We start from the raw sequence: 15,601 nt of genomic DNA, 5'->3' as shown, positions 1-15,601 counted from the left end.
CCCTCAATAGAGGGGATTTTTTAAACCGGATATTTACTTAGACAATTGAATCATCCAGATTTGGTGCTAGCCAGCGTTTGGCCTCATCCAGCGTCCAGCCTTTACGTTTTGCATAATCTTCTAACTGATCCAGAGAAATCTTGCCAACATTGAAATACTGAGATTCGGGATGAGCATAATAGAAGCCGCTCACCGATGAAGGGGGCCACATTGCAAAGCTGGAAGTGAGCTGTGTACCAATCTTGTCAGTAGAACCCAGCCAGTCGAATAGAACCGCTTTTTCAGAATGCTCAGGGCAGGCCGGGTAACCCGGTGCCGGACGAATACCGATATATTTCTCTTTAATCAGTTCCTCATTGCTTAGCTGTTCACTGGCCTGATAGCCCCAGAACTCTTTACGGATACGTTCATGCAGGTGCTCGGCAAAAGCTTCGGCAAAACGGTCACCCAAAGACTGAACCAGAATAGCACTATAGTCATCACCTTTAGCTTTATATTCATTGGCAAGTTCTTCAGCACCAAAAATTGAAACTGTAAAACCTCCCAGATAGTCCTGAGTCTGGTTCTCTTCGGTGACAATAAAATCTGCCAGAGATAAATTTGGCTTACCGGTAACTTTGTCAGACTGCTGGCGTAAATGCTCAAAATGATGTGTCGCAGTACCTTGTTCATCGTATACCGTGACAGTATCGGCAGCCGTACGTTTAGCAGGGTATAAACCAAATACGGCCCGGGCATCAAAACGTTTATTCTCAATAATATCTTTGAGCATAATCTGTGCCTGCTGATATAAATCAGTTGCTGCTTCACCGACTACTTCATCTTCCAGAATTTTCGGGAATTTGCCTGCCAGGCTCCATGAAATAAAGAATGGAGTCCAGTCAAAATACTCAACCAGTGTTTCTAGCGGATACTGGGTAATGGTTTGAACACCGATAAAATTTGGTTGCGGTGGTACGTAGTCCGGAGCGATCTTGAAACCGTGCTTAACCGACTCGGCATAAGACAGTTTGGCTGCTTTTGGCTGCTTGTTCGCCAGGCGCTCGCGTACCTTAACATATTCATCGCGGTGACCCTGTACAAACGCAGGCTTCATTTCCGGCGAGAGCAGGGAGGTGGCGACACCTACCGCACGTGATGCATCGGCAACATAAATGACAGCATCATTTGAATATTGCGGATCAATTTTTACAGCAGTATGGGCTTTTGATGTAGTTGCCCCGCCAATCATTAAAGGAATTTTAAAGCCTTTACGCTGCATCTCTTTAGCTACAAAGACCATTTCATCCAGACTTGGCGTAATCAGGCCGGATAGCCCGATAATATCAACTTTTTCATCAATTGCAGTTTGCAGAATTTTCTCTGCCGGCACCATTACGCCTAAATCTACAATGTCATAACCGTTACAGCCAAGTACTACACCGACAATATTCTTGCCAATATCATGTACGTCACCTTTGACTGTTGCCATCAGGATTTTTCCTTTGGCTTCACCAGCAGTTTTTTCAGCTTCAATATACGGGTTAAGCCAGGCTACTGCCTGTTTCATAACCCGGGCCGATTTTACAACCTGTGGCAAGAACATCTTGCCTGAACCAAACAGGTCGCCTACGACATTCATTCCGGCCATAAGCGGGCCTTCAATAACATCCAGCGGACGGGCAGACTTTAGCCGTGCTTCTTCAGTATCTTCATTAATAAAGGCAGTAATACCTTTCACTAGCGCATACTCAAGTCGTTTTTCTACCGGTTCGTTGCGCCATTCCAGATTTTCAGCTTCACGTTGGGTTCCGCCCTGACCACGATATTTCTCAGCAATACTCAGTAACTTTTCAGTGGCTTCCTGTCCGCTTTCTCCCTGATTGCGGTTCATCACTACGTCTTCAACCGCGTCTTTTAGCTCAGCCGGAATATCATCATAAATTGCCAGCTGCCCGGCATTTACAATTCCCATGGTCAAGCCCTGCTTGATGGCGTAATAAAGAAAAACCGCATGAATTGCTTCACGTACCGGCTCATTACCGCGGAACGAGAAAGAAACGTTAGAAATACCGCCCGAGATCATGGCATTTGGCAGGTTTTGCTTGATCCACCCTGTAGCCTCAATAAAGTCCACACCATAGTTGTTGTGTTCTTCAATACCTGTTGCTACCGCAAAGACATTCGGGTCAAAAATAATATCTTCAGAAGGAAAGCCAACTTCATTGACCAGCACATTATAAGATCGTTTACAGATTTCTTTCTTGCGCTCAACCGTATCGGCCTGACCTTTTTCATCAAAAGCCATAACAATGACAGCCGCACCATACTGACGGCATAAACGTGCTTTCTCTACAAACTCATCATAACCTTCTTTCAGCGAGATTGAGTTTACTACGGCTTTACCTTGTACACATTTCAGTCCTGCCTCGATAATTTCCCATTTTGATGAGTCAATCATGATCGGTACACGGGAAATATCAGGCTCAGAAGCAATCAGGTTCAGGAATGTCACCATCGCATTTTGCGAATCAAGCATCCCTTCGTCCATATTGATATCGATGATCTGTGCACCGCCTTCGACCTGTTGACGGGCAACATCCAATGCTTCTGCATAATTCTCTTCACGGATCAGCCGTGCAAATTTCTTTGAACCGGTTACGTTGGTTCGTTCACCTACGTTTACAAATAGTGATTCATCGTAAATATTAAACGGCTCCAGACCACTCAGTCGGCAGGCTGGTTTAATCTGGGGAATCTGGCGGGGAGCGATATCTTTTACAGCATTATAAATAGCTCGTATATGGTCCGGAGTCGTACCACAGCAGCCACCGGTAATATTGATTAAGCCACTTTCTGCAAACTCTTTCAGAAATGCAGCAGTTTCTTCCGGTGTTTCATCATAACCGCCAAAAGCATTGGGCAAACCGGCATTCGGATGGGCAGAAACAAATACATCAGCAACATCAGCCACTGTTTTAACATGTGGGCGCATGGCATCTGCACCCAAGGCACAGTTAAATCCGATTGAAAGCAGATCGCCGTGGCGCACCGAATTCCAGAAGGCTTCAGCAGTTTGTCCGGTCAGCGTACGTCCGGAAGCATCTGTGATCGTGCCGGAAATCATTAAGGGTAATTCATAACCTAATTCTTTAAAGACTTCCTTTACCGCAAAAATAGCTGCCTTACAGTTCAGGGTATCGAACACGGTTTCAATCAGAATAATATCTGCACCGCCTTCAATGAGGGCATGAGTCGCCTCTATATAATTTTCTTTTAGGGCATCAAAAGTAATATTACGAAACGCCGGGTTATTAACATCCGGTGATATAGAACAAGTACGTGAAGTAGGGCCAAGTACACCGGCCACAAAGCGCGGTTTATCAGGGGTTGAATATTTTTCACAAGCTGCTTTGGCCAGCCGTGCAGCTTCACGATTAATTTCTGGTACCAGATCTTCCATATGGTAGTCTGACATGGAAACGCGGGTACCGTTGAAACTGTTGGTCTCGATAATATCTGCACCAGCATCCAGATAAGCTTCATGTATGCCCTGAATAATTTGTGGCTGAGTCAATACCAGCAGGTCATTATTGCCCTTCAGATCATGGGCCCAGTCTGCAAAACGTTCACCACGATAATCTGCTTCCTCAAGCCTATGACGCTGGATCATGGTTCCCATCGCACCGTCAATAATCAGGATGCGTTTGGCAAGAAGCTCTTTTAGGGTGGCAAGCGTAGACATGAAGAGACCCCCAATGCGGATAACTGTAAAATGGGCGCTATTGTAACAGATTCAACTTATATAGTTATGCCTTTGCATGTTAAGCATTTCCTATAAGGATTGTGGCTATTCCTGATATAGCCGGCTACTTTTACCTGATTGGTCCTGTATTTTTTTCATGAAATTGCAATATCTTTGCAGCATAGTCATTAACTGAACATGAAACAAACAATTGGTGACTTATAGCTGTAATAATTCAATAAAAGTAATTTATTAGCCCGTAGCTTGTTCTTTTTTATTATTTTAAATATAAGTTATTGAATTTATAACTATAAAAAATAGTAGGAATAGAATGAGTACAAAGATATGGGTTCTAAGGATGACCTGAATAAGCTCAATTAGATGAAAATTGGCTTTATATGACACCCTTTTGTCATATAATTGTCACAATTTAAATAAAGAATAAGGGGATTTTATTATCCTCTTAAACCATCTAGATGAATTCGAATATTCCTCCCGATTCAGATCCAGTACTTCCCGTGGCATCCAGTAATGTACACGTGCCAACACCGAAGTTTTTTATGCCGGTGTTCCTGACGGTAATTGTTGCCACGCTAATCTATATTGGCTTTCAGGTAAATGCTGATCTGGCTCATGTTCCGCCGCTTGGTTTATATTCTATTATTCTGCTAGCCACTGCTTTATTGATTGCATTAGGCTTTGAATTTGTTAATGGTTTTCATGATACAGCTAATGCTGTAGCGACGGTTATCTATACCAATGCCTTGCCAGCACCTGTGGCTGTGATGTGGGCAGGCTTTTGTAATTTTCTTGGGGTAATGGTAGCAAGTGGGGCAGTCGCGTACGGTATTATTGCGCTGCTTCCGGTTGAGCTGATTATGAATGTCAGTAGCGGTGCCGGTTTTGCGATGGTATTTGCTTTACTGATTGCCGCAATCATCTGGAACCTCGGTACCTGGTTTCTTGGTATACCTGCCTCAAGTTCGCATACCCTGATCGGTTCAATTTTGGGGGTGGGTATCATGAACCATCTTCTAAATGCCGCGACTGGTGCCAGTGGTATCGATATGGATCAGGTCATCAAGGTAGGTAAGGCCTTACTGTTTTCACCACTAATTGGTTTTGCATTTGCTGCGGTCTTATTCCTGCTGGTTAAAAAGATCTTTAAGAAACAAATGGAACTGTTTCAGCCGCCAGAAGGAAACAAGCCGCCTCCGCCACTGATCCGTGCCATCCTGATTTTTACCTGTACCGGTGTTAGCTTTGCTCATGGATCAAATGATGGGCAAAAGGGCATGGGCCTAATCATGCTGATTCTGATTGGTCTGGTACCTTTAGCTTACTCTCTGAATAAAAATCTGGATCAGGCACATTTACAGTCATTTGAACAGCTATCTACTCAAACTGCTTCTGCTATTTATGCTAATTATCAGGATATCCCGGATGAGCAGGCACGGACTGTACTGACCCGTTATATCCAGACCAAGGAAATTAGTCCTGAAGTAGTGCCAGCATTGGCAAGCCTGACTGACCATCTGGGTGAGCGTGTAGCAGCCTATGATAATTTAAGAGACATGCCTGAAGCAGTAGTCAGCGAAATTCGTAATGACATGTACCTGAGTACCACTACATTTAAGCGTCTAGATAAGGCAGAGGCCTTACCTGCGTTACCTGAAGCTCAGAATAAACTGGTAGATGAATATCGCGATAATCTGGATTCATTCCTGCAATATATTCCGACTTGGGTCAAAGTGGCGGTAGCCCTGGCACTGGGCCTTGGAACTATGGTGGGCTGGAAGCGAATTGTCGTGACAGTAGGTGAGCGTATTGGTAAGCATCATATGACTTATGGTCAGGGGATGTCTGCCGAGCTGGTAGCTATGTCTACAATTGCTGCAGCAGATGGCCTGGGTATGCCTGTATCGACTACACATGTTTTAAATAGTGCAGTTGCAGGTACCATGGTGGCCAATAAATCTGGCCTGAACTTTAATACTGTCAAAACCATTCTGTCCGCATGGGTATTTACACTGCCAGCAACCATTTGCTTATCTGGCGGTTTATATTGGCTGTTTCTCAAGTTATTTGTTTAATTAAAATAGACATTAAAAAAGCTTTGCCTCGGCAAAGCTTTTTTTGTATCTGCTGTTATTTATTCAGAAAAAGCTTCAGCTTTTCTTTTTGAATTTTGAAAGAAGTTTTTCTACTGGCAGTTTATCTGAAGCCAGGCCATATAAGGCAGCAAAAGGTAGTGCAGTTCGTGCCAGATAAGCGACACGCCACAGACCGCCATGGTTAGCACCTTCCATCATCAGCTCTAAAGGATGTTCTAGTTCAGTGTCTGGATGTGCAGCTGAATCAGGATTGCGCAGATCGTGGATCCATAGGGCTGCCATGATGGCATTGGTAGTTTCAGGTGCAAATGCCTCTACATCAAATAAGCTGGCGCCAGTAAAGGCAGCCTTTAGTAATGGATTCTTGGTGACAGAATGCGTCGTGGTTGATGGGGCAATATTAATACTGACCTGTTGACCCTGATGGCGTGCGAGTACAGCGCGCCATTGTTGTAGGCGCTTGGCTAGTGCATAATTCGGGCCTTGTTCCAAGACCAGACAGTCAGTAATGCCGTAATGTTTGCCATTATCTGACTTTACAAGTATTTGCTGGTTCTTCTGGAAAAAATGTTTCAAAGAAGCGGTTGAAATACCCTTAGTTAGAAGCTTTTGTAACTGCGAGCGGTGTTTGAACTTGTCAGATGCAGCTTGAGCAACTTCTTCCGGCACCGCATATACATCGGTCGGAGTACACATAAACATCAGGCTGGTATCCGGTTTATGCTGGCTGACATATTGCATGATGGCATCCATTGCCATAGAAACCCGTACATGTTTTTCACCATCCAGATAGGCGATAGCTGCCAAATCCAGTTGCTGCTTAAAGGTCACCAGCCACTGGCCAATCTCTGGTAACTGGGTCAACAGATTGGCTCCCAGATGCTCTTTTAGCTCGGAAATACTGGCCTGTTCGGGAAAAGGCTGATCGCTGGGTGCGATAAGCGTGGCATTTCCTGCTTCAATAATATTTAAAATTCTTTCCCATACCTGAGCCCGCGGCAAGTCAATAGCAACAATATTGGCTTTCCATTTGGCCAGCCAGGTTAATGGGCCGGCTTCAGAACCCGCACCCAGCAAAACCAGTGTCCGGTCAGACAGGTCAAACCATTCTGGATGTGCTACAGCCTGCTGCAAAGCTTCAGCATGACTTGCCTCAATGATGCCAGCTGCCAGCCATTTTTCTATCTGGCTGAGCAAACTCTGGCCCTGAAGGTTCTGGCCATGATAAGGCACATACCATTCAGGAGTGTTATCGCTCTTGCCTTGGAACTTGACTGTATGAAGCTGTTTTTCTACAGGAATCTGCATCACATCCTTGAGTAAACAGGATTCACCTGCACGGTAAAATACAAAGCTATGATTTGCCTTATGTAAACCTTGCTTGGCAATAGTAATCGGATGATTAACCTGCCGGATACCCTGATACACCAGCGCTTTAAAATATTTTGGATATGTCTTGCGCCAATTTTTTTCTTTAGATGCCTGCTGTGAACTGTCGGAATCGACCAGTGATAATGCTTCAGCAATAATTTCTTTACCGGTACGGGTCGTACTTGGCTTGTTAGAACCTTCCTGTACAGGAAATTGTAAACCTTCAAGTGGGTTAGACATGCAAAATATCTCTTCGGATCATTGATTTAATATACAGTTGTATACATTATCTATGCCAGATTGGATTAAGGGGTGGCATTATGTGACAAAATTGCAAGAAAATAAGAAAACTGATCTGGTGAGTAAAGAGAGTAAAACCGTCTACCAGTAGAACGTCTTTCTCTATAAATAGATCAACTGTGAATTTGCCTGACCTGTCTTGATGAGTAGAAATCGTCTGGATAATGATAAAAGCCACGCTGGTTCAAACATAATATTTGCTTGTTCAGTATGGGCTACAGCTATTTAAACCTATTCAGCAGTTTACCGAAAAATAATAAAATTTCTTTTATGAATCAATCTTGGTTTTTGTTTTTATTATATTTATTTTTAACTATTTACTATGATAGTTGCTTTATGATCTTATGGCTCAAGCCATGAATTAAAGCTTATAAAACAATATATGGTCTTTACTCTGTTTAATTTTTTCTGTGTAAAATGAGCCAGTAAAGGTAATTATTTACCACGGTCAATAGTACGGAACCCGGTATGAGTCGTAGCAAGGTTAAATTCTTGTGGATGACGGCTACTTTTTCTATAACGGGCACAGTATTGACTGGCGCAAAGAAAGGAGCCCCCCTTAATCACAAAGGCTTGTGGGATATGCTGCGAAGTTCTTAACGCTGAATAATTTCCCATATGCTCATCATGAGCACCGGTATATACGGAACTGGTCCATTCCCAGACGTTACCAATCATATCATAAAGCCCAAAGGCATTCGGGCTGAAACAGCCCACAGGGGCTATACCTTTAAAATGGTCTTCTTGAGTATTCTGAAAGGGAAAATCACCTTGCCAATAATTTGCATCAGGCCGGTGCTGATGATTACGCGGTTCATGTTTTAAGGGCACATCTGTCTCGTCATTACCTTTGGCTGCGTATTCCCATTCAACTTCAGAAGGTAAATCATGGCCGAGCCAGAGCGAGTAATGTTCAGCATCGTTTTTGGTAATATACCGTACTGCTTCGTTAGCGCGGGCAGGTGGTCCCTCTGGCCCTTCAGGCAAGCGCCAGTTATAACCTGATTTAAGTTTCCACCACTGTTGTGGTGACTGCTCATCTGCTTCAAATACGGCAGCTTCGTTCTGTTTTTCGGCATCGGTAATATAGTGTGTAGCTGCTATAAAACTTGCAAACTGAGCCACAGTCACTTCAGTCTGATCAATCCAGAATCCTTTCACTTTCCTTTTTTGAGCCCCAAAATTGATCTCATCTGGATAAGCCAGTTCTGATCCTAATTTCACCTCGCCTTCAGGAATATATAACATCCCGGCATGTGCCTGTTCTAACCAGCCTGAAGGCAGTCCAGAATATGACTGACAGTATTCTATATTCCCCAGATTTAAATTTTTTTTATTTGTGGGGAGGCTATTTTGTTCGGTGTTATGGCAGCCTGCAAAAAGCAGACTGCACAGCCCTAATCTTAACGCTAATTTCATTTGCGGTATTCCAGTACACCATGCTGCTGTGCATACTGCTGATAAATTTGACTCAGCTTTTGAACCTGATCGGGATACTGCTCGGCAAGATTCTGATTTTCGCCGCGGTCATTTTTCAGATTATAAAGTTCCCACTGGCCTGTACCAAGTTCAGGTTTCGCCTGCAAGGCTATTTTCCATTCACCTGAACGTAGATATTTGTTGCCATGTAATTCATCCCCGAATATGAAATCGGCAGGGCGAACCGAGGCAGCTTTATTTTGTAGGAGTGCTTTCCATGAATAGCCATTTGGTGTGTTAATTTTTCTGCCCTTATATTCACTTTGCGGTACAGGAATGCTGGCGAAATCCAGTACAGTAGGCAGTACATCAAGTACTGAAGTAAACCCATGATATTTTTGTGAATCTGATAATATATTAGGGGCTTTTATTATTGCAGGGGCAATAGTTGCACCTTCACCAGCAGTTTCTTTCCATAGATGAAAAGGAGCAGCACTGACCTCTGCCCAACGTGGACCAATATAATGATAGGACTGTGCTGTACCGACAGCATTTAGAGAAGCATCGAAACTCGAATCGCTTGCTCCGCGAATAGTACCTTCTGCACCATTATCAGAAACAAAAAAGATAAGGGTGTTATCATAAAGACGGTTAGCTTTTAAGTACTGGATAATTTTGCCAATATTAGCATCCAGGTTTTCTACCATACCCGCATAAACTTCCATTTTACGGGCTTCTATAGCTCTTTGTTCTGGACTCAGTTCAGTCCATTGGCCATAACCTAATTTATCAGTTGCCAACGGTGTGGCTGACTGAAAGTCAGGAGGAATAATACCGAGCTGTTTCTGGCGTTTAATCCGGTTTTCGCGGATGACCTCATATCCTGCATCATAAACGCCTTTATATTTATTGCTATAAGCTTCAGGCGCCTGTATGGGCCAGTGGGGTGCGGTGTAAGCTGCATAAGCAAAGAAAGGTTTGCCACTATTTTTGCCACTTTCCAGATATTCCAGTAATTTATCAGTAAAATAATTTGTTGAAAAAAAGTCATCAGGTAAATCTGCGATAGAAATAATTTTCCCGTCTTCTGTATAAGTCGCTGTGCGTTTAAATGCAGCAGGTGCGTCTTTAAAATGTAAATCCAAGCCCTGAAGCAAGGTGAAAGAGCGGTCAAATCCTTTGACATGAGCATTACTCTCAGGCGTCAAGCCTAAATGCCATTTTCCACTGATATAAGTACGGTAACCATGATCACGCAAGACTTCTGCAATTGATAAAGATCGCTCGTTCAGATAGCCCTCATAACCTGGTTGACCTTTTAAATGGGCAGGAGTGAGTTCTGCCATTGCACCAATTCCGGCCAGATGATGATCTGTACCTGAAATCAATTGGGAACGGGTAGGAGAGCAGGTTGCGGCTGTATGATAATCGGTAAGAATTTTACCCGCTTGCGCCAATGCATCCAGATTAGGCGTATGTATTTCACTGCCAAATGCTCCCAGATCTGAATAGCCTAAGTCATCTGCCATAATAAACAATATATTAGGCTGCTGTATTTTATTCTGTTTATTGTCTTCGTTTTTATCATCATTACAGCCAGACAGAGAAAAACTGAGTGCCAAACTGGTAAGGGTAAAAAATAGTTTAATTTTTTTCATAATCTAATCAAGTGGCAATAAGCTTGCTGCCAAGCCTAAGACAAAGCCACTCGTTGAAAAATGAATAAATTTTGCTTTAGTAAGTAAGAAAATTGCTTAGAACAATTGTCACTATACTAAGCAATTTTTTTAAGAAGAAATTTAATTGATTACTACATTCAGATTATTAAAAAGAAGGCAGTTGTGATAGTTTGTTCAAAAAGTGTGGAATCAGGCGTGGCTCAAGAATAACAGTCATTATCACCCCGTAAGCAGCACCCCATAAGTGAGCACTATGGTTAATATTACTGTTACCTCGCTTACCGGACCAGATACTGTACGCTATATATAAAACTGCAAAAATAATAGCGGGTACCGGAATAAAAAATACAAAAATCAGTTTCCAGGGCTCAAACAGGATGTATGCAAACAAAACAGCAGAAACTGCGCCGGATGCGCCTAAGCTGGCCCAACGGCTATCATTTTTATGTTTAAGGTAACTTGGCAGAATTGCAATGATTAATCCACCCAGATAAAACAGAACGAAGCCCAGATCATAAAAGTACTGTCGATAAAAGCTTTCAATAATACTGCCAAAGAAAAACAGGGTAATCATATTGAACAGCAGATGAGCGCCATCTGCATGCACAAAACCATGAGTAATAAAACGGTCATACTGACCTTTCTGCATGGCTGGTGGCCAGAAAATCAGGCGATTCATCAGGGCCTGATTGGAAAATGCCAGCAGTGAAACGATCACTGTGATAATAATCAGGGTAACGGTATGATTAAAAGGTAGACCTAGCATAAAATCTCGTATTCATTTGGATCTGTTTAAAGTCATCATGCCATTAAAACAGATCGTGGATGGGAGTTTCATAATAATTCCGACAATTTTAGTTGATTTTTTCGAAATCCCCCGCATCTTCAGTTAAAATACTTGCAATAGCTTGAGGAATAATTGTTATGTCGACTGAGACCAACAGCACTGCAGTAGCAGAAGAGATCCCGAACCTGTTAATTACTCCAAATGCACAAGAGTATTTGCATGATTTGCTAGAAAAGCAGAATACTCCGGGAATTGGTGTTCGTATTTTTGTAGAAAATCCGGGAACACCACGTGCTGAATGCTGTATGGCGTATAGTGCTCCGGAAGAGATTATTCCTACTGACTACAAACAGGATTATCCAGATTTTCCTGCATTTATCGATGCCCCGTCTATTCCATATCTACGTGATGCGGTTATTGACTACAATAAAGACCGTTTCGGCGGGCAGCTGACATTCCGTGCCCCAAACTCTAAAGTACCACGTGTCGGTCCAGATGCGTCAATCGAAGAGCGTATTACCTATGTACTCCAGTCAGAGATTAATCCGGGACTGGCAGGACATGGCGGTAACTGTGCATTGGTGGAAGTGGTAGAAGAGGAAGAACATGGCCTAACAGCTGTACTTAAATTTGGTGGAGGCTGCCAGGGCTGTTCAGCAATTGATGTAACCCTAAAACAGGGTGTAGAAACTACGTTGAAACAGCATATTCCCGAGTTGTCACGCGTAGTCGACCAGACTGACCATAGTCAGGCGGAAGGTGCTTACTTTAAGTAAGTTCTACTTTAGGTCAGATATATATCTAGAAACCTCCTTCGGGAGGTTTTTTTATAACCACAAGAAAATATAAATAATGAGAATTGTTATCAATATCATTCCTAATTTAAAAGTTTTTTGTTACACTGCGCAACATTAAATTTCATTTTTCTCCATAAATCCGTAATTTGGGGGCAGTAATGTCTAACCGTATGATGAAGTCTGTACTTACCGTTTCGATTCTCTCAGCTATGTTATCTGTAGCCAATGCAGCTGAAACAGACAAGGTTCAGCAGCAGGAAAATGAGAGCCAGCCACAGGATGCTGTCAAATTAGAAACTATGGTTCTTACCGCAGAAGAGCAGGTAAAACAGTCTTTGGGCGTTTCTATCATTACAGAAGAAGATTTAAATAAATTACCCGTAACCAATGATATCTCGGAATATGTACGTCGTATGCCAGGTGTAAACTTAACCGGTAACAGTGCTACTGGCCAACGTGGCAATAACCGTCAGATCGATATTCGCGGAATGGGTCCTGAAAATACCTTAATTCTGATCGATGGCAAGCCGGTAAATTCACGTAATTCTGTACGTTATGGCTGGCGAGGTGAACGTGATACGCGAGGTGATTCTAACTGGGTACCAGTCAATGCAATCGAGTCAATTGAAGTGTTGCGAGGTCCTGCTGCTGCCCGTTACGGTTCTGGCGCTATGGGAGGCGTGGTCAATATTAAAACTAAAAAAGTGTCCAATCAATTACATGGTTCTATTGAAACTTATACCAACCAGCCAGAAAATAGTAAAGAAGGTGATACTAATCGTGTAAGTGTCAATTTGAGTGGACCGATTATTCAGGATGTTCTGTCTTATCGGATCTATGGAAATTATAATAAAACCGATAATGATGCGCCAGATATCAATCCTGTAGTGGGGTCAAACGGTTATCGTGCCGCAGGCCGTGAAGGGGTAGAAAATAAAGATATTAATGCCCGCTTGGCCTGGAAAATGACTGATCATCAGCATTTGCTTTTTGATATAGGTTCGGGCCGGCAGGGTAACCTGTATGCAGGTGATTCACAGAACAGTAATCTTGACCCGACTATTAATGACATCTTGTCTCAATTATTTGGTAAAGAAACTAATACCTTGTATCGCGATAACTATGCTTTGACTCATGAAGGAGAATGGAGTTGGGGTGATAGCAAGCTTATTGCTCAATTTGACCGTACCAAAAACAAGCGACTACCCGAAGGAACAGCAGGAGCAAGTGAAGGCCGTATTAACAGTCTGGAAGACCGGGTGACTTCTACCCTCGATACATTGCGTTTTAATGGAGAAGTCACAGTCCCTCTTGAACTGTATGTCCCGCAAAACCTGACGATAGGTGCTGAATGGGTTGAAGATGATTTTAGCGATCAGGAAAATACCAAGCAGGGTGATGGCTCGTACGGTGAAAATTTAACTACGGGAGACCGTAGCAAGATGAAGTCGCGCATAGCTTCTGGATATCTTGAAAACAATATGAAAATTACTGATGCTACAGATATGGTGGTCGGTATACGTTTCGATGACCATAACCGGTCAGGTTCCAATTGGAGCCCAAGTTTAAACCTCAGCCACAAACTGGGTGATTACTTCACTTTAAAAGGTGGCATTGCCAAAGCCTATAAGGCACCGAACCTTTATCAAAATGCGGAAGGATATTTGCTGGGTACAAAAGGAAATGGCTGTCCGATTGGTCTGAGTCAGTGTGTACTGCAAGGAAATGCCAATCTAAAACCTGAAACTTCAATCAATAAAGAAATTGGTTTCGAATTTCAGAAAGATATTGTAAATGCCAGTCTGGCATGGTTCCGTAATGATTATGAAGACAAAATTACTTCTGGAGATGAAGTAACGCAGCAGGTAGTTATTGGGGATACAACCTATAATGTATTGCAATGGACCAATATTCCTAAAGCACTTATTCAAGGTCTTGAAGGAAGTATCAGTCTGGATTGGGGGGATGTAACCTGGACTAACAACTTTACTTACATGATTGACTCGGTAAACAAAAAGACAGGAAATCCTCTCTCGGTGGTGCCAAATTATACAATTAACTCTATTTTCAATTATGACATTACTGATGCATGGGATGTAAATTTTGTTTATACCCAGTATGGCCGTCAAAAACCGCGCCAATATAAAGAAACTTCGCTTGAAGATAAGCAGGGTATAATTACTGAGAGTGTTAAAAGTTATGGTCTGGCCGGTATCAATACAGGCTATAAATTTAATGACAATTTCAGTGGCCGGATTGGTATTAGCAACCTGTTTGATGAGCAAAAACTGCGTGACAATACAGTAAATCAGACTTATAACGAACCTGGCCGTGCATATTATGCAAGCTTGAAGTACGAATTCTAAAATCTCTAAAAAAGCCGCTTTCAAAGCGGCTTTTTCAATTTATCCGTTTAAAATATTTTGAGCAGATTCGGAAGCATAAAACCGTTCCAGATATACTCTAGCCCGCTTACGCAGATATTCGGAACTGCACATCGTCTGAATTACTGGCTGTAACAGTTGTTGTAACTCATGCTGGATCAGTGACTCATCAATGTTCAGATCACGGAGTAAAAGATCAAAATTACGTTCCTGATTGCGGACGTACCAGGCATGTACACCATCATGAATCTGCTGTTTCAAGTACTCGCTCTGGCGCATAAAGTCCCAGATTTCATGCCCCAGCTTCACAGTATTGGGTAAGTCCTCAACTTCAATATATTGCCGTAAAACACTTAAAGGCTGTTTTTTAATTTTATGCCAGAGATTGGCCTGAAAATGATAGAGCTTGTCATTATCGAAATGCTGGTTCAGCACATGTTCACTCATCTGGCTGAGTTTCAATATATTTTTTTGCAAATAATGGTGGATTGTATCATCCAGGCTGCTATCAGTAACAGTTTCCAGGACTGATTTTCCCATTTTCATAAAACGGCTTACACCCGGCACCTTTTTTGAGACTATAGAGTTATCCAGATAATCCTGAATGGCATGCTGAATGAGCTGGGTAATCATGGCAGAAAAAGCCGGACTATTTACGACGCTTTTAATGAGGCGTTCACGATGCTTACTTTTGCTGGCTACATATTGGGCAATACGATCAACTGTAAGTACTGGAATAACGTCTTCTATCCTAGTCGAATCGTTACACGGATGAATCAGTGCAAAACGGATATGTTCGGTAATCTGTTCAATCAAGAAACTGCTGGCGGGTGTGGCCAGAATCTGCTTTTGTAATAAATGATTAATCTCTTCAAAAGACCAGAGATCCTGTAAATACTGCTTTCTGAACCATTGATAAAAACTGCTAAATTCCAGCGCAATAGTTTCAGGCAAACTAAATTCATGTTGTAAAAAATCAAGATGAGCTTCGATCAGCTGTTCGGTTTTTGTGGCTATTGTCATAAT

At 42.5% G+C, this 15,601-nt stretch carries 9 protein-coding genes; 3 read left to right on the top strand and 6 right to left on the bottom strand.

Annotated features, from left to right (window positions below; translation table 11 throughout):
- Positions 1 to 37 precede the first annotated feature (37 nt).
- Positions 38 to 3,724, bottom strand: coding sequence for a methionine synthase (gene metH, locus ABZP31_RS11140; RefSeq protein ID WP_034675811.1), 3,687 nt, complete (start codon positions 3,722 to 3,724; stop codon positions 38 to 40).
- A gap of 476 nt (positions 3,725 to 4,200) precedes the next feature.
- Here metH and ABZP31_RS11135 point away from each other — a divergent pair, with 476 nt between their 5' ends.
- On the top strand, positions 4,201 to 5,817 hold the full coding sequence (locus tag ABZP31_RS11135; protein ID WP_005019044.1) for an inorganic phosphate transporter: 1,617 nt from the start codon (positions 4,201 to 4,203) through the stop codon (positions 5,815 to 5,817).
- 75 nt (positions 5,818 to 5,892) lie between these two features.
- Here ABZP31_RS11135 and ABZP31_RS11130 read toward each other — a convergent pair whose 3' ends face one another.
- From ABZP31_RS11130 to ABZP31_RS11115, 4 genes are all read right to left on the bottom strand, one after another.
- Positions 5,893 to 7,449: a hypothetical protein gene (locus ABZP31_RS11130; protein WP_367156804.1), complete on the bottom strand. Its 1,557-nt coding sequence runs from the start codon at positions 7,447 to 7,449 to the stop codon at positions 5,893 to 5,895.
- A 495-nt stretch (positions 7,450 to 7,944) separates the two neighbouring features.
- Entirely contained in the window at positions 7,945 to 8,928 is a 984-nt protein-coding gene (locus ABZP31_RS11125; RefSeq protein ID WP_034675817.1) for an SUMF1/EgtB/PvdO family nonheme iron enzyme, read from the bottom strand.
- Positions 8,925 to 10,586 carry an arylsulfatase gene (locus ABZP31_RS11120; protein ID WP_248135168.1) on the bottom strand — a complete coding sequence of 554 codons (1,662 nt, stop codon included), beginning with the start codon at positions 10,584 to 10,586 and terminating at the stop codon, positions 8,925 to 8,927. The genes ABZP31_RS11125 and ABZP31_RS11120 overlap by 4 nt, the downstream gene beginning before the upstream one ends.
- Positions 10,587 to 10,752: 166 nt before the next feature.
- On the bottom strand, positions 10,753 to 11,373 hold the full coding sequence (locus ABZP31_RS11115) for a rhomboid family intramembrane serine protease (RefSeq protein ID WP_005019051.1): 621 nt from the start codon (positions 11,371 to 11,373) through the stop codon (positions 10,753 to 10,755).
- 158 nt (positions 11,374 to 11,531) lie between these two features.
- On the opposite strand from ABZP31_RS11115, the gene nfuA reads away from it, so the two are divergent.
- Both nfuA and ABZP31_RS11105 read left to right on the top strand, forming a co-directional pair.
- Positions 11,532 to 12,170 carry a Fe-S biogenesis protein NfuA gene (nfuA, locus tag ABZP31_RS11110; RefSeq protein WP_248135170.1) on the top strand — a complete coding sequence of 213 codons (639 nt, stop codon included), beginning with the start codon at positions 11,532 to 11,534 and terminating at the stop codon, positions 12,168 to 12,170.
- A 179-nt stretch (positions 12,171 to 12,349) separates the two neighbouring features.
- The gene (locus ABZP31_RS11105; protein WP_034675823.1) at positions 12,350 to 14,557 is read left to right on the top strand and encodes a TonB-dependent siderophore receptor; all 2,208 of its coding nucleotides are present in this window, start codon (positions 12,350 to 12,352) and stop codon (positions 14,555 to 14,557) included.
- Between the two features lie 39 nt (positions 14,558 to 14,596).
- Here the strand turns inward: ABZP31_RS11105 and ABZP31_RS11100 are convergent, their stop codons facing one another.
- A complete protein-coding gene (locus ABZP31_RS11100) occupies positions 14,597 to 15,598 on the bottom strand; it encodes a hypothetical protein (protein ID WP_034675826.1) in 1,002 nt (333 codons plus the stop codon).
- Positions 15,599 to 15,601: the final 3 nt, after the last annotated feature.

The sequence above is a fragment of the Acinetobacter sp. FL genome, from assembly GCF_040744925.1.
GTDB lineage: Bacteria > Pseudomonadota > Gammaproteobacteria > Pseudomonadales > Moraxellaceae > Acinetobacter > Acinetobacter radioresistens.
This window is presented reverse-complemented; position numbering and strand designations above follow the sequence as displayed.